This window comes from Bifidobacterium sp. ESL0825 (assembly GCF_052606465.1).
The window spans coordinates 1,439,303-1,463,566 of sequence record NZ_CP199589.1 but is presented as its reverse complement, the minus strand read 5'-3'; the positions used below and the strand labels follow the sequence as shown (position 1 = coordinate 1,463,566).

General features: G+C 54.1%; 20 protein-coding genes and 1 tRNA gene. 19 read left to right on the top strand and 2 right to left on the bottom strand.

Translation table 11 applies throughout. The features are described from left to right. Positions 1-111 precede the first annotated feature (111 nt). Together ACUIAG_RS06340 and ACUIAG_RS06335 are read left to right on the top strand one after the other, a co-directional pair. Positions 112-498, top strand: coding sequence for a hypothetical protein (locus ACUIAG_RS06340; RefSeq protein WP_146210942.1), 387 nt, complete (start codon positions 112-114; stop codon positions 496-498). 454 nt (positions 499-952) lie between these two features. Beyond that, positions 953-3,991 (top strand): cation-translocating P-type ATPase, encoded by a 3,039-nt coding sequence (locus ACUIAG_RS06335; RefSeq protein WP_445340381.1) that lies wholly within the window; start codon positions 953-955, stop codon positions 3,989-3,991. Between the two features lie 133 nt (positions 3,992-4,124). On the opposite strand, the gene ACUIAG_RS06330 is transcribed toward ACUIAG_RS06335, so the two are convergent. Then, the gene (locus tag ACUIAG_RS06330) at positions 4,125-5,489 is read right to left on the bottom strand and encodes a NosD domain-containing protein (protein WP_445339391.1); all 1,365 of its coding nucleotides are present in this window, start codon (positions 5,487-5,489) and stop codon (positions 4,125-4,127) included. 673 nt (positions 5,490-6,162) lie between these two features. Here ACUIAG_RS06330 and ACUIAG_RS06325 point away from each other — a divergent pair. From ACUIAG_RS06325 to ACUIAG_RS06300, 6 genes are all read left to right on the top strand, one after another. Beyond that, the gene (locus ACUIAG_RS06325) at positions 6,163-7,452 is read left to right on the top strand and encodes an ABC transporter substrate-binding protein (RefSeq protein WP_445339390.1); all 1,290 of its coding nucleotides are present in this window, start codon (positions 6,163-6,165) and stop codon (positions 7,450-7,452) included. 110 nt (positions 7,453-7,562) lie between these two features. Then, a complete protein-coding gene (locus tag ACUIAG_RS06320) occupies positions 7,563-8,618 on the top strand; it encodes a carbohydrate ABC transporter permease (RefSeq protein ID WP_445339389.1) in 1,056 nt (351 codons plus the stop codon). Continuing rightward, complete coding sequence (locus tag ACUIAG_RS06315) at positions 8,615-9,472, top strand: carbohydrate ABC transporter permease (protein ID WP_258334498.1); 858 nt, start codon at positions 8,615-8,617, stop codon at positions 9,470-9,472. Before ACUIAG_RS06320 ends, ACUIAG_RS06315 begins: the two co-directional genes overlap by 4 nt. Positions 9,473-9,633: 161 nt before the next feature. Then, positions 9,634-10,668 (top strand): LacI family DNA-binding transcriptional regulator, encoded by a 1,035-nt coding sequence (locus ACUIAG_RS06310; protein WP_445339388.1) that lies wholly within the window; start codon positions 9,634-9,636, stop codon positions 10,666-10,668. Positions 10,669-11,368: 700 nt separating this feature from the next. Next, a complete protein-coding gene (locus ACUIAG_RS06305; RefSeq protein ID WP_445339387.1) occupies positions 11,369-11,650 on the top strand; it encodes a type II toxin-antitoxin system RelB/DinJ family antitoxin in 282 nt (93 codons plus the stop codon). Continuing rightward, positions 11,647-11,952, top strand: coding sequence for a type II toxin-antitoxin system RelE/ParE family toxin (locus ACUIAG_RS06300; protein WP_445339386.1), 306 nt, complete (start codon positions 11,647-11,649; stop codon positions 11,950-11,952). Before ACUIAG_RS06305 ends, ACUIAG_RS06300 begins: the two co-directional genes overlap by 4 nt. Before the next feature lie 108 nt (positions 11,953-12,060). Here the strand turns inward: ACUIAG_RS06300 and ACUIAG_RS06295 are convergent. Further along, a tRNA-Lys gene (locus tag ACUIAG_RS06295) sits at positions 12,061-12,133 on the bottom strand. A gap of 498 nt (positions 12,134-12,631) precedes the next feature. Between ACUIAG_RS06295 and ACUIAG_RS06290 the strand changes: the two genes are divergently transcribed. The 11 genes from ACUIAG_RS06290 (at position 12,632) to ACUIAG_RS06240 (ending at position 24,227) form a co-directional block, all read left to right on the top strand. Continuing rightward, on the top strand, positions 12,632-13,369 hold the full coding sequence (locus ACUIAG_RS06290) for an ABC transporter ATP-binding protein (protein WP_445339385.1): 738 nt from the start codon (positions 12,632-12,634) through the stop codon (positions 13,367-13,369). After that, on the top strand, positions 13,369-14,790 hold the full coding sequence (locus tag ACUIAG_RS06285; RefSeq protein ID WP_445339384.1) for an FtsX-like permease family protein: 1,422 nt from the start codon (positions 13,369-13,371) through the stop codon (positions 14,788-14,790). Before ACUIAG_RS06290 ends, ACUIAG_RS06285 begins: the two co-directional genes overlap by 1 nt. A gap of 39 nt (positions 14,791-14,829) precedes the next feature. Next, positions 14,830-16,089 carry a sensor histidine kinase gene (locus ACUIAG_RS06280; RefSeq protein WP_445339383.1) on the top strand — a complete coding sequence of 420 codons (1,260 nt, stop codon included), beginning with the start codon at positions 14,830-14,832 and terminating at the stop codon, positions 16,087-16,089. After that, a complete protein-coding gene (locus ACUIAG_RS06275; RefSeq protein ID WP_445339382.1) occupies positions 16,082-16,756 on the top strand; it encodes a response regulator in 675 nt (224 codons plus the stop codon). Before ACUIAG_RS06280 ends, ACUIAG_RS06275 begins: the two co-directional genes overlap by 8 nt. Positions 16,757-17,067: 311 nt before the next feature. Continuing rightward, the gene (locus ACUIAG_RS06270; protein WP_445339381.1) at positions 17,068-17,631 is read left to right on the top strand and encodes a GNAT family N-acetyltransferase; all 564 of its coding nucleotides are present in this window, start codon (positions 17,068-17,070) and stop codon (positions 17,629-17,631) included. 1,061 nt (positions 17,632-18,692) lie between these two features. Beyond that, on the top strand, positions 18,693-19,601 hold the full coding sequence (locus tag ACUIAG_RS06265) for an ABC transporter ATP-binding protein (protein WP_445339380.1): 909 nt from the start codon (positions 18,693-18,695) through the stop codon (positions 19,599-19,601). Next, positions 19,598-20,329: an ABC transporter permease gene (locus tag ACUIAG_RS06260; protein WP_445339379.1), complete on the top strand. Its 732-nt coding sequence runs from the start codon at positions 19,598-19,600 to the stop codon at positions 20,327-20,329. The genes ACUIAG_RS06265 and ACUIAG_RS06260 overlap by 4 nt, the downstream gene beginning before the upstream one ends. Before the next feature lie 225 nt (positions 20,330-20,554). Beyond that, positions 20,555-21,118: a hypothetical protein gene (locus ACUIAG_RS06255; protein WP_445339378.1), complete on the top strand. Its 564-nt coding sequence runs from the start codon at positions 20,555-20,557 to the stop codon at positions 21,116-21,118. A 49-nt stretch (positions 21,119-21,167) separates the two neighbouring features. Continuing rightward, a complete protein-coding gene (gene ftsY, locus ACUIAG_RS06250; protein WP_445339377.1) occupies positions 21,168-22,415 on the top strand; it encodes a signal recognition particle-docking protein FtsY in 1,248 nt (415 codons plus the stop codon). Positions 22,416-22,605: 190 nt separating this feature from the next. After that, positions 22,606-23,871, top strand: a complete 1,266-nt coding sequence (locus ACUIAG_RS06245; protein WP_445339376.1) for an ammonium transporter — start codon at positions 22,606-22,608, stop codon at positions 23,869-23,871. A gap of 17 nt (positions 23,872-23,888) precedes the next feature. Further along, positions 23,889-24,227, top strand: a complete 339-nt coding sequence (locus ACUIAG_RS06240) for a P-II family nitrogen regulator (protein ID WP_445339375.1) — start codon at positions 23,889-23,891, stop codon at positions 24,225-24,227. Positions 24,228-24,264 lie beyond the last annotated feature (37 nt).

Sequence of the window (24,264 nt, the reverse complement as noted above, 5' to 3'; positions counted from 1 at the left end):
TGTCAATCCATTTGAACTCACTGAAGCACCACTCATCACCGTTCTCCCATCATCGCCGTTCTCGCGACTTATAAATCTTCATCAGAATATTGCTATGGATGCCATACAAGGATGGCGCCCATAGACTTACATGACTGTTGTCCCTGCCGTCATCAGGGCAAAAATGACAGCCCATGCCATTTTGATGAATGCGTCATCGCAGTGGCATATTTTTGTGGATTAGCTGCAGGTCCATCAACTCCAGATATTATCATGCCCACCGCCGTGGCATGCAAATATGCTGACGCCGCTATGATGAGCGGCTTCATCATTCATGGCGATATTACTATTCTGCAGATCGATAATGTTGTGCATTTTGTCCGTCTCTCTCCTCTCTTTCTCGTGTTTAGTGCTATTTCCAATGGTGTCTCCACTGAAAGGATCGTTAGGGCAGACGGCTGGCAAGAACTACCATGGTTGGCCTATAAGACTATTTACTGCTCAGATAACGCCAGCTGAGCCTGTCGAATAATCACAAGAGGGTCTTAAATAGGATTCTCAGGGCAGATAAGGGTTTTTATGCCAGATGAGCCCAAATTGATTAAAGCTTTTCTAATGAAGATCTAGTATTTTTTTTGGGGGGGGGGATTCGGCAACTAGGGCGCTGCCAAGTTAAGTGCAGCAAAGATACCGTCTCTGTCATGAGACAGGCCTGAGAATGCATACTGAAGCAAAGGCCTTGACGACTTCGGCCGTGTTTATGTATATTATTGGTTCAACTTGGCAAGCATCCACGCAGCGTTTTGGTCTGGCCGCCTCTGATTTCTTCCAACGGGCCTCTGAAGCGTTGACTACTCCGTGGCATAAGCAGGAGAGTGGCATGACTGGGTTGACCAGCGATCCCAAGCATGAGAAATCGACAGATACCGGCGTGATCCCGACTGCAGGGCAGGGCCATGAGCAGAGGCGCAGAGTGAATGGCCCCGTCCTCAAGGACCCTTCTATAGTAGGTGTCGATCAGGTTGCCCTTGCTCTGAATGTGGACCCCGACCGGGGCCTGGATGAGGCCGAGGCGGCGCGTCGGCTGGACAGGTTCGGTCCTAATGAGCTGGCTGGAGCGCCTCCCGTTCCTGCATGGAGGGAATTCCTTCAACAGTTCAAGGACCCCTTGGTCTATCTGCTTCTGGCAGCCACGGCCATTTCGTTGGTGCCCTGGGTGGTGGAACGCTCACATCCGGCATCAGGAGGCGGGGAGCCCCTGCCCTTTGATGCCATCGTCATCATGATCATCCTCATCCTTAATGCCGCCCTGGGGTACGCTCAGGAGGCTAAGGCCGAGCGGGCTGTGGATGCTCTGGCGAGCATGACGGCCCCGCACGCCTCGGTGCTGCGATGCGGCCGGGTGGTCAGCCTGGAGACCAGCAGGATCGTGCCTGGTGATGTAGTAGTCCTGGCTGAAGGCGATTCGGTCGGCGCCGACGGAAGACTGTTCCAGGCCGCGGGTCTGCGCGTGGCCGAGGCATCGCTGACCGGCGAGTCGCTGCCGGTGGGCAAGCGGCCCGGTCGGCTTGACCAGCCCAAGGCTCTGGGTGACAGAACCAACATGGTCTTCAACGGCACCGCAGTGACCCAGGGGAACGGGCGCATGATCGTCACCTCTACTGGTATGGACACCCAGGTCGGGAAGATCGCCGACATGCTGGCTGATACCCAGGAGGAACCCACGCCCCTACAGAAGGAGATGGCCCGCGTCTCCAAGCTCCTCGGACTGGCCGTCTGCTTGATTGCCGCCCTGGTTTTGGCTGCTTTGGCCCTGATGGAAGGCTTTCAGACAACCCAGGATCTGATTGATTCCCTGCTCATGGCCGTATCTCTGGCCGTAGCTGCTGTGCCGGAGGGGCTGACGGCCATCCTGACTGTGGTTCTCGCCCTGGGCGTGCAGCGCATGGCCAAGCATCATGCCATCGTCAAGAAGCTCAGCTCGGTGGAGACCCTGGGATCGGCATCAGTCATCTGCTCCGACAAGACAGGAACTCTTACACGCAATGAAATGACCGTTGAACGGGTGGTCGTCCCCTCGGGGCAGGTCAGGCTCACTGGCACCGGGTACGCTCCGGAGGGAACCATGCAGCCGTTCGAGGCCAGTGGGTCAGATGATCAACAACTGACAGATACCATTGGTTCATCTCTGGCTGAGGCAGTGGAAGAGACCCTGATGGTCGGGGCCATCGCCAACGACGGAGACCTGCATTGGCAGCCGGTCGAGGCCGAACCTGATTCCCAGGCCCAGTCTGGATCCGGGCAGGGTCACTGGCAGAGCGTCGGCGATCCCACGGAGGTTTCGCTGATTGTTGCCGCCCGTAAAGTCGGCGCTGATGCCAAGGCTGATAGCTACCGTCGTCTGGCCGAGATTCCTTTCACGTCCGAGCGCAAGCTCATGTCGGTTCTGGCTGCCCCGAATGATGACAACGAAAGGGAATCACGTCTCTTCTGCAAGGGCGCTCCCGACGTGCTGCTTGGCCGATGCGACCGGATTCTCGATGGCGGCCAGGTCAGACCTATGACCAGTGCCGATCGGGAAAGGATACTTGCTCAGGTCAGCAGTCTCTCGGCGGATGCCTACAGGACCTTGGGACAGGCTTTCCGGCCTGTATCCGACCAGGAGCTGTCGGCGCTGGCCGAAGCTGACGCGGGGGAGTGGCCGTCAAGCACGGTCGGGACGGATCAGACGGACCGGTTGCCTGAAAAGTCTCAGCATGCTCCTGCAATTCGCTTGTCTGCCGACAAGGTGATCCAGGAAAGCACCCGACTGGAGAGCAATCTGATCTGGACGGGCATGGTCGGCATCATTGACCCGCCCCGCACTGAGGTCCGCCATGCGGTGGATCAGGCTCACAAGGCCGGCATCAGAACGATCATGATCACCGGCGACCATCCGCTTACTGCAGCCAGAATCGCAGGGGACCTGGGCATCATCAAGCCCGGACAGCCGGCCTGCACTGGCGAGCAGCTGGATGCCATGGACTCGGACCAGCTTCGGGAGACCACCTCCAAGGTCTCCGTCTACGCCCGCGTGGCCCCCGAGCACAAGCTGAAGATCGTCGAATCGCTCCAGGACCAGGGCAAGGTCGTGGCCATGACCGGCGACGGCGTCAATGATGCCCCTGCTGTCAAGACCGCAGACATCGGCGTGGCCATGGGCATCACCGGGACCGAGGTCACCAAGGAATCGGCCAAGATGATCCTGGCGGACGACAATTTCGCCACCATCGTCCAGGCCGTGCGAGAGGGCCGGGGCATCTTCGACAACATTCGCAAGTTCCTGCGCTACCTGCTCAGCTCCAACATGGGCGAGGTCTTCACGGTCTTCGGCGGCGTGGTCTTCGCTGGTCTTCTGGGCATATCGCAGCCCGGCATGGCGGGCGTGACCGTGCCGCTGCTGGCCACCCAGCTGCTCTGGATCAACCTCCTGACCGACGCGGCGCCCGCGCTGGCCATGGGCGTGGATCCGCAGACCGACGATCTGATGGACCGCCCGCCCCGATCCGTCAGCGACCGGGTCATCGACCGGGACATGTGGGTTGACATCATCTACATAGGCCTGGTCATGGCCCTGGTCACCCTGATCGGCATGGACATGCACCTGAGCGGCGGCCTCTTCACCGACAGGTCCGTCCAGGCGATCGGCCACGAGGCGCAGATCAGGGAGGCGCGGACCATGGGCTTCACCATCCTGGTCTTCGCCCAGCTCTTCAACGCGCTGGCCTCCCGCTCCTCCCGCAAGTCGGCCTTCCAGGGGCTCTTCAGCAATCCCTGGCTCTGGGGTGCAATTGGCGTCTCCATACTGCTCCAGCTTCTGGTGATCTATGTGCCCTTCCTGGGCGAGGCCTTCGGTACCGTCCCTCTCCAGCCTCAGGCCTGGTTGGAGTGCATTGCTCTGGCATCCCTGGTCTTAGTGGCCTCGGAGCTGCGCAAGCTGTTCAACTGGGCGGTCAGGCAACTGACGGTTTGACCTCTCCTAGCCCCACCACTCCCCCTCCCCTTAAGAAGGCAGATGATACGTTGGTATATCAAAAAACTGGAAAGTTGGTTGATTACCGTAAGTCATTTATTTCGTCACCCTATGAGCATGAATGATTCCGCGATCAGGCAGGCTGCTCCGGCAATGGCCTGCATGCATTGCTGGTTTTGTCCATCCTGATCTGGGAACTGGTTCCGGTATCGAGAATCATGTTATGAGAAGAAGGAGGATCAACCTGCACCGCGAGGAAATTGATCGATCTGGCAGCTTCTCCAGAAAGCATCGCTGTGACCTGCGTTGAGAAACAAGAATCACTGTTGTCTTTTTCTTCCTCTTCTAAGAAATCTTCTGTTTCTGTAGTCGCTACAATATGGTTACTGGCAATGTAATTGCCGGAACCATTGATGAGATGAATGATGACTGGCGTAGTACCAATGGGATTAATGCTGGTGCTATCCAAAATATCTGAAAAATGATTGGCAATCAGTGAATTGTTATTGCCATCAATACGCACGATGCCGTACAAATCGTTCAGTCCGTTGTCGTGGTCCTGCATTGGAGGCCACGGTTCATGTGCTCGATAGATATGATTTGCGGCTACCAGATTGTCTGAGGAATCGTCTTGCAGATCTATCATTCCGGGGTAGAAGGAATGCAATCTATTGCTGGTGATAGTTGAGCGTACAACGTTTTTGAAGTAGATGCTGCTGGCACCTCGTGGGAATATATTATTGCTGGAAATTAGCAGTCCACCGAAGTGCTCAGCGAAGATCGAATATCCTTTATAGCCTGCGCCGATAAGGTTGTCGGTTATTTTCGACGCTTGTCCCCAATCTCTTAGTTCAATGCAGTTTCCACATTCAGCGATGAAATTATCATGGATGCTTAAGGCATCGGCTTGCTTGATGATTATGCCATGTTCTAGGTAGACCAGCCCCATGCCATTTATCCGGAAAGAATCTTGAGCACATGCTACATAAATACCTGTTTTCCCATTGATATAGGTATTTTCAGGATTCTTCTCACTCGACCCGTCGTCTACAAAATGCAGACCATCGATGCAGAAATGGGAAAATTCGACCGAGCTAATTCGCGGACTTCCATCCCTTTTGATGAGAAAGGCTGCGGATGAGGTTTCATCATCCTTCCTTGGTTTGAGGTTCACCAGTATTCGGCTTCCTCCGGGCCATAGCTCATGTAATGACTGCTCGTTTGCCTGTGAAAGATTGAAACGAATACTCGACGATGTGAAACCGTGACCGGAGCCGACGATAGAGAGATAACTAATGTCAATAAGTACTTGTGTTTCCAGATGGTAATCCCCCGGGGGAATGAATATGGTGGCCCCAGGTTTCCCTCCTTCATCCAAGTCGATTTGGCTCTGATTCCGTTTGATGTCTTTGATCATGCTGTTGATCACTAGGCCTATATCCTTGTAGGGATCTCCGACTGGCCATTGCGTCACATCATAATAGGTATGACTGGTCATCTATGTCCTCCTTGAACGGTGGCTGTCTTGTAGCTACTGTGCTGCTGAACATTGCTGGGTACTGGGTCTATTCGCGGTGCGCTCTGGGATTCCATGCATCTGTGAATAGATACAACAGGATAATCATAAATGAATAATTGTCATATTTCAACCGATAAATATAGTATTTCATGGTTAAAAATGGCTTATTTACAGTAATTTGCAGAATGCTTGCTGTTTATATATTAATCGGTTGACATATACTCTAAAAAAACATATATTGTTCTTGTCGGTGATGGCGCAGTGGTATCGCAAAGATGTCAGAACCCTGCGTAAATTCCTGATGACAAACAAAGGAGGTTTGGTCTTAACGGTTTCATTGAGCATTGGATGTTTTGCGAATATTTGTCTGTAATCGTTCATGTTGTCAGTTCCTGACACAATGTGCGTTTGCGGAATTGCATAGGCGTGAGAGCAAAGTGATGTTGCCTTGTTTTCTCAGATTTTTCATACAGAACAATGCGAATAAACATGCGGTAATGCAGTGAAGTCAATATGCCGAGCATGCGAAGCTTCAAGGATAGCAAGCGTGGAGATGATGTTATCGGTGTATTTGAACTCTCATCGGCCATGGATCGCGATTGATTGCTTTCGCCTGCGTTTACAAGCGGTGAGGCGGAAGAAAGGTTAAACAATGAAAAAGGCTATAAAAGAGGTATTAGCGGCTGTAACTACAGGTGTCATGCTTATATCGGTGACTGCTTGCGGGGGGTCTGGGGGATCCACAGGTAGTTCTAATGACAAGACTTTGAATCTATTGGTTGAGGGCGGAGGCCCGGCGGAAAAGGTAGCTCGTAGCAGTGCGGCTGAATTTGCGAAACAGACGGGTTACAAACTTAAGATAGATACTTCGCCTTATTCGGGTCTATATGACAAATTGAAGGCTGAAACTGATTCTGGCAAGGCCACTCATGATTTAGCTGTCATTGATGTTCTATGGTTTTCCGCTTTATCCAAAGGGTTGTCCTCTCTTGATGGGGTGCTTTCTCCAGCTGAAAAGAACGATCTGATGCCTCAACTTGCGCAAGGCGGTACGTTAAACGGGAAACTGCTCGGTATTCCTACTTGGACCAACTCGAAGATTCTGTTATATAGAAAGGATCTGTTCGAGAATGAGAGCAACCGGCAAGCGTTCAAGGCTCAGTATGGCTATGAATTACAAGTTCCCACCTCTTGGAAAGAGTATCGGGATGCGGCAAAATTCTTTACTAAGGATGGAAACTACGGGACTGCTGTTGTGGGGCAGACTGGCGCTGATTCGGTAACTGGTTGGCTGGAATTCGCCACTCAGGCAGGTGCCAAAAATCTTGTGCTAGGCAAAAATAATAAGCCTGATCTACAAAGTAAACCTTACTCGGATGCCCTGCAATATATGCAGAATCTGGTAAAGGATGGCTCTGTTCCCTCCGATTATCTATCGCTGGGAACCAGCGAAATATCGAATATGTTCAATCAAGGCAAACTTGCGATGCAACTTACATGGGGTCATTTCTATCTAGCTTCGGCCAAGGAATTGGGTGACAAGGTCGGCGCTGCGCCAATGATAGGCGGTTCGGCAGGTATCGGAGCCATACCCGGGCCTTGGTATGAAGTGTTATTAAAAAATTCTAAGAAACAGGATATTGCCAAGAAATATTTGAAGTTCATGTATGGAAAGAATGAGGGTTACATGAAGGAATTGGGCGTAGCTGCCCGTAGGAGTGTTTTCAAAAAGTACGAGAATAATCCTCAATATGCTCATATCAAGGCGTTGGAGGCTACTCTAACGGCCAAGCAAACGCAGAATCGCCCCGCTACCAGACTTTGGGCACAAATAGAAAGCGAGACTTTGTCGCCAATGGTTCAGAAAGTGTTTAAAGGCGCTAATGCCAAGGAGGAGCTAAAGGCGGCGCAGCAATCGATTGAAAGCCTATTGATGGATTAGGTCGGCAGTAGTGCGGGTGGGAAATGCGGCAGCGTTCCAGGTTAGCAGCTGTAATGAGGAAAATTGAGTCTGCATTCCCACCCTGTTCTCTCTGAAAGTAGGAGAAAAAGATGAATCGTAAAACGGAGAGGTATCGCGAAAGTTCGGGGAAAATCTGGCTAAATCAGAGATTACAAGGGCATGAGGGTGAGAAAGATACGGTATCTGTAGGGATAATGAAAAGAGAGAATGCAATGCTTCTCAAAGGGCGGCGCTTTAGATTCGGCCCTCATAGCACCAGGAAGATGATCAGTTCAACATTTGATAATCGAACCCTGTTCAAGTTCTTTTTGCCTGCTGGGATTTTTATGTCGGTGTTCCTTCTTTTCCCTCTGCTCAAGCTACTATATGACAGTTTTTTTGACGTTGGTGACAACTATGAGGGTAGGGCATTCGTCGGTCTGAAGAATTATGCTAAGGCCTTGGCTTCTCGGCAGTTTCAAGCAGATTCTTTGCACACAGCAGTCTACGTAGTCGTTGCCGTTTCCTTCGAGACAATACTTGGCTTACTTTTGGCTGTAGTTTTGACAAATAAGTATAGGGGATTTAAAGCTATTCGTACTTTTATTCTGTCCCCGCTGATGATTGCACCTTTGGTAGCAGGCCTGGTATGGAAATTCATGCTGAGTGGGCAGTTCGGTATTGTCAATGTTCTGTTAGTTAAGGTAGGACTGTTGCATTCCACTGATGGCATACTCTGGCTCTCGGATTCACGGTTTGCTCTTATCTCTTGCATCATCGCAGATGTATGGCTCACGACCCCTTTCATGATGTTGATGTTTCTGGCCGGAATTCAATCAATACCGGATAGTCTTTATGAATCCGCCGAGGTCGAGGGCGCCAGTAAGTGGCAGATCATAACGAAAATCATCATTCCAAATATCCGAGGTGTGTTGTTCAGTGCCCTTGTGATTCGTGTGATTGATGCAGCGAGAACATTCGACATCATCTGGGCCATGACTCAGGGAGGCCCTCAGGGCTCATCCGAAGTTTTGAGCGTGCATATATATAAGATGCTTCAACGTTATGGGGATGTTGGGTATGCCAGTGCTATGGCGGTCATATTTATTCTCGTGCTGGTCGGTATTACCTTGGCCACGCAGTTCAAGCAGAAGAGGAGCTCATGATGTTCCATGAGAAATTCGGTCGCAATAAGGACGACAGCATCTGGATCATACTCATGTATGTCTTGGCGATTATATTTTTGCTGGCTTTTATATTTCCCTATCTCTACATGCTGTTCTCTTCTTTCAAGCCCTCCCATGATGTCATCTCTGTTAATCCGACCTTCCTCCCTAAGGCTTGGTCCTTGGAAAACTATCGTAAGGTATTCGAGACCTCCGATATGGGGCTATATTTCGGTAATAGCTTTATAGCGGCTGCAGTCAGCACGCTGATCTGCTTATTGTTGGGTTCTTTGGCATCCTATGCAATATCTCGAACAGCTATGTCGCGGTTTAGCGGGATTCTACTAATTGTGGTGCTTTGTCTCAAAATGATTCCCATGTCCAGCATCGTGGTTCCGATCTATAGTCTGGTTCAGCAATTTGGCATGTATGATTACCTGCCGGTTCTCTGCGTTGTCTACGCCGGGGTTAATATGCCGTTTGTTCTATGGATGATGATCAGTTTCTTCAAAGATGTGCCGGTGGATCTTGACGAGGCAGCAGCGGTGGATGGAGCAGGGCCTTTTACGGCTTTTGTTAAGGTAATCCTTCCTGTAGTGACGCCGAGCCTTATCTCTACTGGAATATTTACTTTCCTCTTGGCTTGGAATGATTTTCTGGTTGCGCTGCTGTTGACTAGCAGTCAGGCCAAGACTGTGCCGGTCGCCCTTTCAGAATTTTTGACTTCCTACAATCTGGACTTAGGGCCCATGACTGGCGCCGCTGTACTCTTTTCTCTGCCTGTTATTGTAATCTCATTTTTCCTGCAACGGTACCTGGTTTCCGGCATGTTGGCGGGTTCTGTCAAAGGATGATGAGCAATATATTCCCGACTGGTGCCGCTTCTTGGCATCAGTCGGGGTCTCTATTTCAGAGATTTGATAGTTTGCACATACACTAAAAGATGAGTGAGGGAGAGTAAGTCAACGAATGAGTATCTACTCCCTGAATATAGCAATTATGAAGGGGGATAGGTATGGTCACTATAACAGATGTTGCTCGGGTAGCGGGAGTTTCCAAGAATACGGTATCCCGGTATCTCAACAGCCGAGGCTATATATCTCAGGGAACTCGAAATAAGATTCAAGAAGCAATAGACATGCTTCATTACCAGCCGAACCAAATCGCACGTAGCCTGTACACGAACAGAACAAATATTGTTGGCTTGGTGATACCTGATGTAGTGCAGCCATTTTTCGCTACTATGACATCGAGGATTGAGGATGAGCTTAATCAGAGGGGCTACAAAATGATTCTGTGTAATACTATGCATTCTTCTGATAAAGAGAGAAAATATCTTGACATGCTCACGGCTAATAAGGTCGACGGCATTATCATTGGCAGTCATTCCATCGATATCAATTATGCCGATATCAAAGCTCCGATAGTGGCTTTGGACCGGTTTCTTGCTGATGCCATACCGGTGGTGAGCGCGGATCATGTTCAAGGCGGCATGTTGGCTGCTAAAGCTTTTATTGACCGTGGATGTAGAAATGTGGCTCAGTTCATTGGATCTTCTAAAGTCCGAACTCCCTCGATTGAGCGGCATAAGGTTTTCGCAGAGCGGATGCATCAGGAGGGCATTTCCTGCGCTACCTATGAACTAGATTTGAACCAATTTGAGTTCTCTACATATTTGACGACCGCAAACGATTTTCTGGTGGACAATCCTACTGTCGATGGAGTCTTCGCCTCTGATCTGGTGGCCCTTGCCGTTCAGCGCAAAGCCCTAGAATCAGGTCGGCGCATTCCCGAAGACCTATTTGTTTTCGGTTACGACGGTTCTTTCGTCTACCAGATTGCGTATCCAATACTTCCTACGGTCATTCAACCTTTTCGTCGGCTGGCTTCTACACTCGTAGATGTATTGCTCAAGGAAATCAACGGGGAAAAGTTAGACGAGCATCTTTATGTGCTTCCTGTGACCATCTCGGGGGCGAACGAAGAGAGCGCAGAGCCAAGCTCCGCTCACTCTTCCAAGGTGCGTCCTAGAATCTCCCTTCCTTTTTAGACCCGACGGCTTATCCTTTTTTCTTCTGGCGTGGTGAGTTCATGCAGGATTCGGAGTTGTTTGTATCCTCTCCTAACCAGTTTGTAGCTGTTCTCATATGACTTGAAATTTATGAAGTAAGTCCACTATGTCAGGAAGTGACCGATATCTTCCCTATTCTAAATGTTAAATGTGACCCTGCGGCTTTCCGGACTGTGTAGCTCTTCTTCAGCGATGACTAGTTTGTTTTTTGACATAGGTACTCCTAACAAGGTAAAAGTGACTTTGCCTTATGACCTGGCTGCTTATTTCTTCTTGTTTGAAGGCATCCAGGAAAGGACCGGAATGGTGATAGGCCCAGAAGACCTCTGGCGCGGTGTATCCATGATCAATCAGCTGTGTGGGGGCCAAGGCTGTTATTGCTAAGGGGCGAGTGCAGCCGTGTTCGGCGTTATTCTCGTTCGGGCGACTTTGGTTGTAGCGGAAGACCGCTGGGTATCGCCTCCGTAGAGGTCCACTTCATCGAAGATGGCTTGGAAGTATGAGTAATTGGAGTCGCCCAGCGCATCATGAAGCAATAGACATGTGTTATTGCTGTCAGCTATGCGCATTGATGCCTTACAATGCACTGCAATTTTGCATTAAAGTAAGAAATCAGCTGTAATTTTGCACTTTAATGCAAAATTACAGACAACAAGGAAGGCGGGCTCCGATGGAGAAGATGTCTCAGGTTACGGTGCGTATATCCGATACAGACAAGCAACAGGTGGATCGTATCGTGAAGGAGCTTGGTCTGGATATGACTACGGTCACTAGAGCCTTTTACAAGCAGATCATTCGGGAGCAGCGGATCCCCTTGGACTTCAGCTTGGATCTACCTGCCGAAACCGAGGAGGCCTTGGAGGAATCGCGCCGTCTGGCCATGAGGGGAAAGACTAAGGGGTACGCCACAGGAAAGGACTTGGTGGATGGCGTGCTAGCAGCTGCTGGCGTGGACCGATGAGGCTTGCGCTGGTTCCCACTGGTGCTTTTACAAGAGACCTGAAGCGCCTGGCCCGCAGGCATGTCCCATTAGAGTCGGTCGAGGAGGTGCTAGATCTGATAGCGGAGAATTCTGAAGCGTCGCTCCAGGTATTGGAGGCGCATCATCGGATGCATATGCTGCAAGGTTATCCAGCTGTGTATGAGTGCCATGTGGGCAATGCTGGAGATCTGCTGCTGGTGTGGCATAGGGAGGGCGACGCTGCCTATATTTTGCGACTAGGTTCCCACGATCAGGTGTTGGGTAGGCGCGGTAGATACTGAGATTCGGTAAATAGATCAAAGTTGTATCAGGGACCTGGTCCACTGTTGCGCAGGCAGATGATCTGTGCGGAGCATAGTGGTTGGTATTAAATAATTGGTAATCCAAAGTGCCCCCCGTGGGACTCGAACCCACAACCCACGACTTAAAAGGACGCTGCTCTAACCATTGAGCCAGAGGGGCAACAGCTCAACACTACATGTTTGTTCTCGATTTTTCCAGTTCGCGGCAAGCCGGTTCTCGGGCGAAGCAAGACCGAGAACCCGTACAGATCAACGAAGAATATCAACTTGAAACGCTACTTTTCCGCCCACTTAAGAAGGCTGTTGGGATGCGTGGGGGAGGGGTGGGGCAAACTCTGAACCTGCCGATGGGAGCCGTGCCGGACAGTAAACCAATCTGCCAGTCAAAAGCTTCTGCCAGAGCGTAGTGCGGCTTCCTATCAGTTACGCAGTGAGTGTGACTCTGTTTTGCCATCTGTAGATGGCGAAGTGGCGGCCGACGTTGATTCCCCGTACTCGGATTGAAAGAATCATCCCTGCGAGGCGGTCCGATTGACCTCGCAACTGCGCTAGGGGAGGGAGCTCCGATGAAACATCCGGCTCAATACGCATCGCCGCATGTACAGAGCGGCACAGGCTCATACTGGCTTTCACCCGTTTGCAGGCACTGGATACTGCCATGAAACATACTGTCAATCCTTCCGGCCAGGGCGAGCCCTTCGCCATACATACATCTGGTCTATGCAAGCATGTTTCGCCCAGGAAGGGGGAGACCATCACTCTCCTGGAGAATGTGGAATTCACCGCCTCCTGGAGAGCCATGACCGGGATTATAGGGCCATCGGGTAGCGGCAAGTCAACCCTGCTCTACTGCCTGGCTGGTCTCGAACCCGTCAGCTCGGGCCAGGTGGAAGTTCTGGGTCGGCGCATCTCTGCCATGGGGCCTACATCGTCAGCGCGATTCCGCCGTGCGCACCTGGGCTTCGTTTTCCAGTCCTATAATCTGGTGCCTTCGATGAGTGTGGAGGACAACCTCAAGCTGCCCCTCATTCTGCGCAAGACCCGCTGGCAGGAGGATCGGGCCGCTAAGCTGCTGGACAGACTGGGCATCAGGGGGCTGCTCAAGGCCAATGTGACCCTCCTGTCAGGGGGCGAGCAGCAGCGTGTGGCTCTGGCCCGCGCGCTGATTTCGGAACCCGACATTATCTTCGCCGATGAGCCTACCGGCGCCCTTGACCAGGAGACCGGCAACGCGGTCGTCAATGAACTCGCCGCCTTCGCCGGTCGACCGGGCCACGCAGTGATTATGGTCACCCATAGTCCGGAAGTCGCCTCACGCTGCAACACTCTGGTGCATCTGTGCGACGGTCGCATAGCCACAGCCGACAAGGTTCCTGTGCCGAAAGCGGGCATCTGATGCGACTTCTTCTGCGAGATTTCAAGGATGCCCCCTTGGCTTGGTCTGGCGTCACCCTCGTGCTGATCGCCTCGCAGACCATGGTCGGCCTGCTTGCCATGATGCTCTCTTCAGCCAAGGCCCTGGGCGATCTCACCGGCATGGCCGAGCAAGGCCGCACAGCCTACCAAAATTTGATGATTCCCTTCGTGGCTCTTCTCATTGCCGCAGTATTGATCGTTCTACAAGTCGTTTCGTCGGTGATCAACCAGCGCAGACGCAACCTTGCCCTCTTAGCCTTGCAAGGCGCATCTCCCTGGCAACTGACCTCTCTGACCTGTCTGCGCGTGCTCATTTTGGCGTTCGCGGCCAGCGTGGTCTCTCTGGCGGCTTCTTTTCTGCTGGTCCGCCCCCTCTATGCCTGGGAGACTTCCCAGTTCCTGATTGGCAGGCAGCCTTTTATCGCCAGCCGCCAGCTGACTTCCTGGACAGCAGGAACCTCATGCGGAGTAGTGGTGGCCTTGATCGGCACGCTGCTGACCATCCGAACCATCAGCCAGATCAGTCCGGTGGAATCCCTGCGGGCCGCAATCATCCCTCCAAAAGCAGCGGGCTTGGCCCGTCGTATCGCCGCTGCCTTGTGTTTGCTGGCAGCCTTGGCAATCATGCTGATGCCGATTATGCAAGCGCGGACCATTCCTGGTGAGCAACTGGTCCGTTTGCGCACCGCGGCACCCATCCTGCCTATCGCCATGGGAAGCACTTTCGGTTTCATGCTCCTGCTGGCAGCAATCTGCTTGGCGGGTCCCTCCCTGCTGGGCGCGGTCACCGGCGGCTGGACCAGGCTCGTCGCTCTTCGCCAGCCCTCATGGCTGGTCGCTTGCCGACAAGCCAGTGCCCGCATGCGCAGCCTCAGCTCCACAGTCATACCTCTGATTGTGGGGGTTTCATTGCTGATGATGACCGATTCCTTCTACCAGACCAGCACCGATTCCAGTCGCTTGCTGCCTCCCAACCTGGATGTCAGCAGCTCTGATTTCTCCATGCTCATTACGCTCCTGGGCCCCGCGCTGGTCGTCACGCTGGCTGGAGTATGCGCCGGATACCTGATCTCAGCACACGGTCGAAGCCTGGATCTGTCCCTCATCTCGATTGCTGGCGCAGACCCGAATCAACTTGAAATCATGTCTGCTCTCGAAGGGTTCATCATGGCAACTACCGCCGTATTGATATCCTTCATCTCCAGCATCCTGCCCGTCATGGCCTACGCTGCCGGATTCCGCAAGGTCTTTGGCGCTGCCAGCATCGGCATACCTTGGGCCCACTGGGCGCTGGTCTTCCTGCTTCTGACTTCGGCGGCATCACTGGCTTCTTGGGCCACGGTGCGCAAATCAGCAGGTCGTTCCCCTGCCGGTGTGATAGCACAGTACACTGGCGAATGAACCTGGGATCCTCGTCATGGCAGCGTGAGGGGGGGCGCGATGAAGGGCATGGCAACCAACCTATTTGAGCTGTTGAGCAATCAACGCTTGACCAGGTTCGTCATGCCTCTGCTGAGCCTGATTTATACGCTTCTCTATGTCAGCGCCCCCACGTTTCCTCCAGTCTGGGCTGGGAACATTCCTTTGCCCGTTTGGAAGACGGCCATAGGCCTGATTGGACTTCTGTCTTCCTGCCTGCTGTACTGGAGCAGACAGCTTTCCCTGCTCATCACGACCATGGAGACCCTGCTATACCTCGGCTTGTCATTTGCCGCCTCGGACGATAGCTTCCTGATACCCCTGGTAGGCGCTCTCTATTTCTGCGTCTGTTTATCGTCAGCACCCAGGATTGCGGCAGGCGTGGGTGAGGCAGTCGCGGCCGTCAGCCTGGTCACCGTCAGCATGCATGCCGGGCACATGCTCTTTCTGGAATGGTCGGCCAGGATGGCTGTCGTCATGGCGGTCGCGGCGGCTGCCATAGCTGTCAGGTCCTACCGAATCCGACGCGAGACGCAGCAGCGTGAAGAGCAGGAGCGCATCCGCTCTGAGATGCTTGTCAGGCAAAGGGATCAGGCTGTATCACGTGCCCAGGTAGCGGGGGAGTTGCACGACAGCGTGGGCCATGATCTCACCACGATCATTGCCCTGACCCAGGGATTCGCTGATTCGGCTGAGGTCGAAGAGCTGCAAGAAGTGCTTAAGGACATCAATCAGGTAGCCAGGGATGGATTGGCCGACACTCGACGAGCCGTCCGTACTCTTGTCCAAGAGCATGATGCGCTACCTGAAGAGTCCGATGATGATGGGCGCAGGTTTGGTTCCAGGCTGCACACGCTCGACGAACTCGACACCGTAATCGCGCATGCCCGCGCGGCTGGTCTGGCTGTCGTGTCTACCGAAACAGGGCATCGGCGGCAGGATCGCAGACAGGACAACCTCTGCTTCATCATCAGTAGGGAGGCAATCACCAACACGCTCCGGCACGCCTCAGACCCGAGCACCATCGTCATCTCCCGCGACTATGAGCAGGACGGCACCCTCCGTATCAGCATCCACGACGATGGGCATGGGCATGGGCCAGCCTTGGCCGATCGAAAACCGGTAATTCATGATCATCAAGGAGTGGGTCTCAAACAGATTGGCGAGCAATGCCGACTGATGGGAGGGAGTCTGAGTTGCGGACCAGGCAAGAACGGGGGATGGACAGTAGAAGCCGTTCTGCCTGGCACTAGTGAGAAAGAGGGCAACGCTCATGATTGACCTGATGCTGGTCGATGACCTTGCGCTCCTCCGCAAGGGGTTGGTACGCATGATTGAGGCCGACCACGATTTACAGGTTGTCAGACAAGCCTCTAACGGTCAGGAGGCGGTGACCATGCTTCGGGAGATGAAAGCAGCCGCCCAGCCGTTGCCTCGGGTGATCCTTATGGACGTTCGCATGCCGGTAATGGACGGCATCAGTGCCACTGCGGTCATTGCTAAGGAATTCCCCGACATTCGCACGCTGATCCTGACCACCTATGACGAAGACGATTACGCCTTCACCGGTCTGCACGCAGGCGCCTACGGCTTTCTGCTCAAGGACGTATCCACCAGAGACCTGCATCGAGCCATTCACGCAGTGGCCGATGGTGACGCAGTGCTCACCCCCCGCATTACAGCAGAGCTCATCAACCGCGACAGAGCCTATGCCCGGCATAAGGTCAGTGATCCGCAGGCCAGACAGCAGCTGGATAAGTTGACCCCCAGGGAGTACGAGATAGCCGGGCTCATCGCTCAAGGTCTCTCTAACCAGGAAATAGCCCAGCGCCTCACTCTCGAAACTACCTCCGTCCGGCGCTACGTAAGCCGCATACTCGACAAGACCGGTCTGCGAGATCGTACGCAAATTGTCATCACATGGTTTCAGGCCGGAATGTCTGACTGACGATCCATGACCAGCCATTCGGGGCATTGGGAGGAGAAAAGCAGAAAGAACGCCAGACGCCAGTTCTATGTTTTCGTTGACCAGATGAAGGCGAAGCCAGGTACTAAAACCCAGAACTTAAGTTTGGGAGAACTTTTGTTGAACTATTAGTGCACATTGTGATTCTTGCTGTATTGAGTTCCAACTATTGAGTTATGCACGCCATGTCCTGGCGGCACTTGTTTGTTTTGGAACCCCAGTTCCGTTGAAATGCTGCTCTTGTAAGCTGAAACACAAAGTGGTGGCCAAGCACTCGACAGAGGAGGTGGACCATGAGAATCCGTCTGGTGAGGTTGGACCGGCCGGGGGCGGTGGATGCCGAAATGATCTGGGAATACCTGCAGGCCTGCCGTTCTCAGCCTCAGGATGAAGCGGCTGGTCTCGGCCCCTTGGAGGACTGCCACAGCCTGGATGAAGTTCGTCGGTCGGGTCTGCCCGAGGTGGCTCGTCAGGCGCGTGGCGATGATCTGCCGCCGGGATTTGTGCCCGCCCTGCAGTTCGCCGCCCTGGACCCCAGCAGCAAACTGGTGGGGATGATTCAGCTGAGGTTGCAGCTTACACAGGCACTTCTGCGAGTGGGCGGCAACATCGGCTATTCAGTTCGTCCGGATTGTCGCCGGCAGGGCTATGCCGGGCTGATGCTGGATGAATGTCTTCGACAAGCTGCCACTCTGGGCATGAGTAGGGTCCTGATTACTTGTTCCCCGTCGAATCTGGCCAGCCGCCGGACCATCCTTTCGCGTGGCGGGCAACTGGAGAATGTGCTCCCCAGCAGATCTGGTCAGCCAGTAGAACGGTATTGGATTGATTTGTCTACGAAACGAACAGATCGGTAAACGCAATCTTGGATGCAAAAGCAGCTTTCATGTAATTGCTTCCTGGCTAGGCTCTCTGCAATGATTTTCTCCGGCTATGACGTATATGCGCATCCAGAACGCGAACTTATTTTAAGCTTATTTTGAGCGAATGCCGGTTAGTGTATATTTTGTTTTTATGCACATTCCGTGCATTATGTACGACGGCAAAGGAACCGCCATGAGACAAACAGCTTCGACACAGAAACCATCCGATAAGCCGCAAGTCGTTGCTGTCAGGTTTTTTGCCCTGGCATTAATTCTCGCCCATGTTATATCGTTTGCCACCGGTTCACAGTTCTGGGGTTTATGCACATACCCAGTAGCTTGGCTAATGATGATTGTCTTCATGATGGTAAGAGACTGGCGGCGAAACGGTGAAGGCCAGCATCATTCGAGATAGCCAATACGCGAAAAGTGCGAAATAGTGGGTTCCGTCGATAACTTGCAGAGTTTCGCATCATCGCCGTCGCTGTTCGTTCGCGCGGTCTACTGTTGTCGGCGGTCAACCTCCCCACTGGTGAGCATGAGCCGGGGGAACAAGCATCGCACTTTTCTCAATATCCGCTTTTGCTGATACTGGTATGGCTTCTCTTACCAAAGTGCCGATTGGGAACAAAGTAGATGTACCCGTCCGCCCCTTGGCGGCCCGCTTGATAAATGGGAATATGCTGTTCCAGCTGCAGGTAAACCAGTAGTGGAATCAGTGTTTGCCAGTACGTGCTCTTGGATGCCATAATTTGTGGGACGGTGGCGGTTTTATGTCTGATCCAGCTTGTATTTTATTAGAAAATGCCTGAAATTCTGGGCTCATGGGTGAGGAAAGAATATGGATTAATAAGCTATCGTAGTTGAAGCAGATGGTCTCATGGAAAAGACCATCGGAGCCAAAATCACCATACTATGCTGGGCCGGAATTTGGACTGATTCTTTCCTCCACCTGCGCAGACTCAGCAAATTGAAATAGTCATGAATAGACAAGCAGCAATAGACGACACAACCCGCGCTTTACCACATCAGTATTGACGCTGAAAGGCTCTGGAATGGGCAATATCGAAGTAAGCGTATCGAACCTTACTGTTCGAATAAAGAACAAAACGATTCTCTCTCATCTTTCATTGGAGGTTGAAGAAGGGGCCTTCCATGGGGTCATCGGGCCAAATGGCGCTGGAAAGACAACCTTGTTCACCGTCTTGGAAGGACTGCAAAAACCGGTTGAGGGAACGGTCTCTGTTCTGGGCAAGACGCCCTATCCACGCAACTTGGCCCTGCTCCGCCAAATAGGCATCCAGCCTCAAAAGTCGTCCTTCTTCCCCAAAACGACGCTCCTTGAGCACCTTACTGCAGTGGCCGATATCTACCAGGTGCCCCGGTCGCGTGTGGACGATCTTATTGATGCATTGAAACTGGATCATGTGGCATCCAACAAGGTTGAATTATTGTCCGGCGGCGAACAGCAGAGACTGGCCATCGCCACGGCTGTCGTCCACCATCCTCGGCTGCTCTTTTTGGACGAACCCACTGCTGCCCTCGATCCTGAGTCACGCCATGACCTTGTGAGCCTGCTCAAATCCAGTCAGCAATTGGCCGCCACGGTTCTTTATACAACGCACCATCTGGACGAGGCGGAGCGGTTGTGCAACGTGGTCTCGATCTTGGCGGATAAGCATATTCTCGTGACGGCCAGTCCTAGCAAGCTTATTGCGCAAGCAGAGATGGAATCGACCATTCTTCTTCCGAATGCCTTGGATCAGGCCGATCATGTAGCCCGTCTCATGGGAGCTGACTATGTAAAAACCACACCCGACGGTCTGACAGTACGCACCCGGGATACCGGAGTTACTTTCGCAAAATTGGTTGATTCAGGGATCAATACAAGCCAGGCGCAAGTCAAGGATGGGCGTCTGGAGGATGTCTACCTTCGCCTTCTCGAAAAGGAGAACGTCAAATGAGCAGCTTCAAAACTCTATTCAAATTGATGTTCCACTACGATATTCGTGACTGGTCCACCCTGGTTTTTACCTTTCTCTTTCCGATAGCTCTGTTATTGGCGCTGGTCCTGTCTTTTAAGAGCTACGTTCCTGGAGTTGATATTGCCAGTCAAATCAGCGCCAATGTCATTGCGTTTGGTGCGGCCTACGTGGGTATTTTTGCGGGTGCTTCGCACCTTGCCCTCTGGCGTGAGAATGGCATGCTGCAGACGGTTCGCAATTTTCCTCTATCCTGGAATGTGATTATCCTCTCCCAGGCTGTTGTGGGTATCGTCGTCCTTCTGGCGCAGGCTGTAGTGCTTGTCGTCTTGGGGATGGTCATGGGAATGAGGCTGAAACCGACGTTTTTGTCGGGATTGCTTCCCCTGGTCCTTGGCTATCTTTTGTTCTTTTTCCTGGGTGTCATTATCGCCATGATAATTTACTCCATCGCAGGGGTATCCATCCTCGCGAACATCATTATTCTGCCCCTGGGCTTCATTGGCGGAGCTATGATGCCTGTCAATATGCTGCCGTCCTGGGTGCAGACCATCGCCCCGTATACGCCCCTATATCACATGCGGGAGGCCTTATCGATGATGCTGATCGGATCGGGCACCTGGCCTCATGCCTGGCTCGGGATCCTCTACCTGGCCGTGGGCTGCATTGCCTCAGGGCTTGTTTCCATCTACGGATTTCGCTGGAAATGATACTTTTGATGGCTATGCATCTTTTGTCGCCATTGCAGGAGATTTCTCGAATGGTAGTTGCGGACCTTGCTGAGCGTAATTCCTGCGATAGTCTTCCTACTTGCCTGCGACTGCCTTGGGTGTAAGAGGGGTCCTGAGCATCTGCTGACCTGCCAGTGTGAAAGAGACCGATAGATTCCTCGTGTCTTAGCGCGTCTGAGGGGTTCTTCTGAGAGAATGGCAGGTATGGTCTGGCTGATTGTCCTGGTATGGGTGCTGGTGGTTGCGGCATTCATCGTATTTGTCATGCGCTTGGCGCTTGGTGAGTCCCAGGACCGTGCCTTCTCCCAGTCTCTGGATGAGCGTGTACGTCGGGCCGCCCGCCGTCAGCAGGAACGAGAGAATAAACTGCCGCGTGTAGCAGGGGGGCGTCTGTCTTTCGCCCCTGGATCGGGCGAGGATGCATCAACCGCTGAAGATTCCGAACATCCCTATCCGGTCTATGTCAATTCCTCCTCCGTGGTGGAAGTTCGAGGCATGCTGGCCTCCGATTCCACGGACGAAATAAATCTGCCCCCGCCACCGAGCAGCGATTCCGCATCGTCGGTCAGCCCGAGACAACAGAAGAATGCCGCGCAGTTGGCTTCTACGGCCTCTGGGCCTCCAGCTCCCAGGAACTCCACCCTGCGATCACCCAGCCCTGAGCCTTCGCGTTCGCAGCGACGGGAGCCTCAGTCCACCACCTCCGACGTCATGCCAGCAGTCAAGAGCGGTTCGCAGGCGGGAACGAGCTATCCAAGCGGAAAGTGATCGTTGGTGGTGACCGTCTGTGTCCCTTTTCGCCTTTAGGCTGGTACCTATGACAACACAGCAGCTCCTTATTCTTATCGCGGTGCTGATCGTCCTGGTGCTGGCCGTGGTCGGCATTCTGGTGGCGGTCCGTAAACGCCGGTCCCAGGGGGATTCCACTCGCTCCGGCAGGGCGGAAGAGTCTGATGCCTCCCCGGCAGCTTCGTCGGGTGACCAGGCAGCCCAATCTACCCCGTATGTATCTGATGCTTCCCCCAATCCGGACGCTTCTGCGGGTTCCGGCTCAGTCGATTCAAGGGAGTCCAGTCAGTCGTCCTCGGTCGAGCAAGCGGCATCGTCGGCACAGGAGGAGCTGGCTCACCCGGAGGCATCTGCATCCCGTATGACCAGGCTCAAGGCCAGGCTGGCCAAGAGCCCCAATCCCTTCGGCAAGGCCCTCTTTGCCATTCTGACCAAGGACCATCTGAGCGAATCCGACTGGGAGGATGTGGAAGACACCCTGCTCATGGCGGATGTGGGCGCCGAGGCCAGCGAACAGCTGGTGAAGCAGCTGCGCGATGATGCCCGGATCACAGGGCAGAAGGACCCCGCAGCCGTGCGTCGTGGCCTTCGTCAGCGCCTGATCGATCTGGTCGACCCCGATATGGATCGGACTCTGGCGGCCGCCCGTCCTCAGGCCAACAGGCCGTCGGTCATCATCATGGTGGGCGTCAACGGCACAGGCAAGACCACCACGGCGGGCAAGCTGGCCAGGCTCTTCGTGGCCGATGGCAAATCGGTGGTCATGGGTGCTGCCGACACCTTCCGTGCCGCCGCCGCTGACCAGCTGGAGACTTGGGGTGGCAAGGTGGGTGTGCCCGTGGTTCGCAGCGACCGCGACGGCGCCGACCCGGCCTCTGTGGCCTTCGAAGCGGCTGAACGGGCCAAAAATGATCAGGCAGATGTCCTCATTGTGGACACCGCCGGTCGCCTGCAGAACAAGGCCAATCTGATGGACCAACTGGGTAAGATCCGGCGGGTGATCGAGAAGAACCTGCCTGTGGACGAGGTTCTGCTGGTTCTGGATGCCACTACCGGGCAGAACGGGATGATCCAGGCCCAGGTCTTCGCCCAGGCCATCGGGGTCACAGGCATTGTCCTGACCAAGCTGGATGGCTCGGCCAAGGGCGGCATCGTCGTTTCTGTCCAGCGGGAGCTGGGCGTGCCCGTCAAGCTGGTTGGGCTGGGCGAGGGGCCCGACGATCTGGCCGTTTTCGATCCCGAGTCCTTTGTCGACGGCATCCTGGGAGACGAGTAGTCCAGCCGGCCGGTTGGTCATACGGTGGTCATCCAATAGTCACCCGCAGGTAATGCGGCGGTGACCTGACCGTCATCCTCTTCCTGTTTGATGAATCGGGAAGTGGAAGAGAATCTGACGTAGGCTGTCCGGAGGAAAGTCCTCTTTATTGGGGACTGCCCGCCCGGATGGGGAAAAGAGAGGTGTAGGCATGGATTCTGGAAATGCTGCCTGGATGCTGGTAGCGGCATCCATGGTTTTCCTGATGACTCCGGCGGTGGCTTTCTTCTATGGGGGTATGGTCCGAGCCAAGGCCGTGCTCAACATGATGATGATGTCCACGCTGGCCATTGCCGTGACCGGGGTTATCTGGGCCTTCTGGGGATGGTCGATTTCCTTTGCAGGCAAGGACATCGGAGGCGTCTTCGGCGACCCCATCACCGGCTTCCTGCTCAAGGACACGGTCACGGCCAAGGACGGGGTCTTCACCTCGCTTGATTCCGCGAACGCCGCTTACCCGCATACGGTGGACATCGCCTTCCAGGCCGCCTTCGCCATGATTTGCGTGGCCCTGATCTCGGGAGCCCTGGCAGAGCGAGTCAGAATCAGCACCTGGATGATTTTCGTGGCCCTCTGGGTCACCTTGGATTACGCGCCCATGGCCCATATGGTCTGGAATCACGGACTGCTGGCTGCCGATGGACCCATCTCCAACGCCATCGGAGCTCAGGCGCACGACTTCGCAGGCGGTACGGTCATCCACATCAACGCGGCAGTGGCAGCCCTGGTCATTGTGCTCATCATCGGCAGGCGCATCGGCTTCCCCAAGGAGTCCATACGCCCCCACAATGTGCCCATGGTCATGCTGGGCGCCTTCCTGCTCTGGTTCGGCTGGTTCGGCTTCAATGCCGGGTCTGCCTTCGCCGCCAACGGCACTGCCGGATATGCCTGGGTTTCCACGACCATGGCCGCCAGCGCCGCCACCCTGGGCTGGCTCTTTACTGAACGGATCCGCACCGGGCACTACACCGCCATGGGTGCTGCATCCGGCATGGTCGCCGGCCTGGTGGCCATCACGCCGGCGGCCGACGTGGTCTCCCCGCTCTGGGCCATGGTCATCGGCCTCTTGGCTGGTTTCGTCTGCTGCCTGGCCTGCGGGCTCAAGTTCCGTTTCGCCTATGACGACTCCTTGGATGTGGTGGGCATCCACGGTGTGGGTGGTTTATTGGGCACGCTGCTGATAGGCTTCTTTGGTACCGGCACGGGCTTCCTGGCCGGCGGCAATTTCCGGCAGCTGCTGGTTCAGTTCCTGGTGGCGCTGATTGCGATCATCTACGCAGCTGCAGTAACCGGTGTGATCGCCTTTGCGCTGGAAAAGACCATTGGTTGGCGAGTCAGCAAGGATCAGGAGGTCATCGGCGTCGATCAGAGCGATCAGGGTGAAAGCGCCTACGACCTCGGGTCCATTCTGAACTGATCAGAAAGGAAGGCAGCATGAAACTCATTACCGCCATCATTCAGCCCGGGCGGCTGGATCAGATTAAACAGGCCCTGACCGAGGTCGGCGTGCACGGCATGACCGTCTCGACAGCCCAGGGCTATGGTCGGCAAGGCGGCCATAAGGAGGTCTACCGGGGCAGCACTGTCAAGGTGGATCTGGTTCCCAAGGTGCGCCTGGAGGTGCTGACCGAGGATCGCCGGGTCGACGAGCTGGTCGACGCCATCGTCCAAGCTGCCGCCACCAACACCGTGGGCGACGGCAAGGTCTGGGTGCAGACCCTGGACTCGGTGGTCAGGGTCCGTACCGGGGAGACCGGCGTCGACGCCATCTGAGGCAGCCGCCTGCTGACCAGTTTCGGCAGGATCCCGT

Coding starts and splice junctions, on each gene's coding strand:
- ACUIAG_RS06340 (WP_146210942.1), top strand. CDS start 112: ATGGCGCCCATAGACTTACATGACTGTTGTCCCTGCCGTCATCAGGGC.
- ACUIAG_RS06330 (WP_445339391.1), bottom strand. CDS start 5,489: ATGACCAGTCATACCTATTATGATGTGACGCAATGGCCAGTCGGAGAT.
- ACUIAG_RS06325 (WP_445339390.1), top strand. CDS start 6,163: ATGAAAAAGGCTATAAAAGAGGTATTAGCGGCTGTAACTACAGGTGTC.
- ACUIAG_RS06320 (WP_445339389.1), top strand. CDS start 7,563: ATGAATCGTAAAACGGAGAGGTATCGCGAAAGTTCGGGGAAAATCTGG.
- ACUIAG_RS06315 (WP_258334498.1), top strand. CDS start 8,615: ATGATGTTCCATGAGAAATTCGGTCGCAATAAGGACGACAGCATCTGG.
- ACUIAG_RS06310 (WP_445339388.1), top strand. CDS start 9,634: ATGGTCACTATAACAGATGTTGCTCGGGTAGCGGGAGTTTCCAAGAAT.
- ACUIAG_RS06305 (WP_445339387.1), top strand. CDS start 11,369: ATGTCTCAGGTTACGGTGCGTATATCCGATACAGACAAGCAACAGGTG.
- ACUIAG_RS06300 (WP_445339386.1), top strand. CDS start 11,647: ATGAGGCTTGCGCTGGTTCCCACTGGTGCTTTTACAAGAGACCTGAAG.
- ACUIAG_RS06290 (WP_445339385.1), top strand. CDS start 12,632: ATGAAACATACTGTCAATCCTTCCGGCCAGGGCGAGCCCTTCGCCATA.
- ACUIAG_RS06285 (WP_445339384.1), top strand. CDS start 13,369: ATGCGACTTCTTCTGCGAGATTTCAAGGATGCCCCCTTGGCTTGGTCT.
- ACUIAG_RS06280 (WP_445339383.1), top strand. CDS start 14,830: ATGAAGGGCATGGCAACCAACCTATTTGAGCTGTTGAGCAATCAACGC.
- ACUIAG_RS06275 (WP_445339382.1), top strand. CDS start 16,082: ATGATTGACCTGATGCTGGTCGATGACCTTGCGCTCCTCCGCAAGGGG.
- ACUIAG_RS06270 (WP_445339381.1), top strand. CDS start 17,068: ATGAGAATCCGTCTGGTGAGGTTGGACCGGCCGGGGGCGGTGGATGCC.
- ACUIAG_RS06265 (WP_445339380.1), top strand. CDS start 18,693: ATGGGCAATATCGAAGTAAGCGTATCGAACCTTACTGTTCGAATAAAG.
- ACUIAG_RS06260 (WP_445339379.1), top strand. CDS start 19,598: ATGAGCAGCTTCAAAACTCTATTCAAATTGATGTTCCACTACGATATT.
- ACUIAG_RS06255 (WP_445339378.1), top strand. CDS start 20,555: ATGGTCTGGCTGATTGTCCTGGTATGGGTGCTGGTGGTTGCGGCATTC.
- ftsY (WP_445339377.1), top strand. CDS start 21,168: ATGACAACACAGCAGCTCCTTATTCTTATCGCGGTGCTGATCGTCCTG.
- ACUIAG_RS06245 (WP_445339376.1), top strand. CDS start 22,606: ATGGATTCTGGAAATGCTGCCTGGATGCTGGTAGCGGCATCCATGGTT.
- ACUIAG_RS06240 (WP_445339375.1), top strand. CDS start 23,889: ATGAAACTCATTACCGCCATCATTCAGCCCGGGCGGCTGGATCAGATT.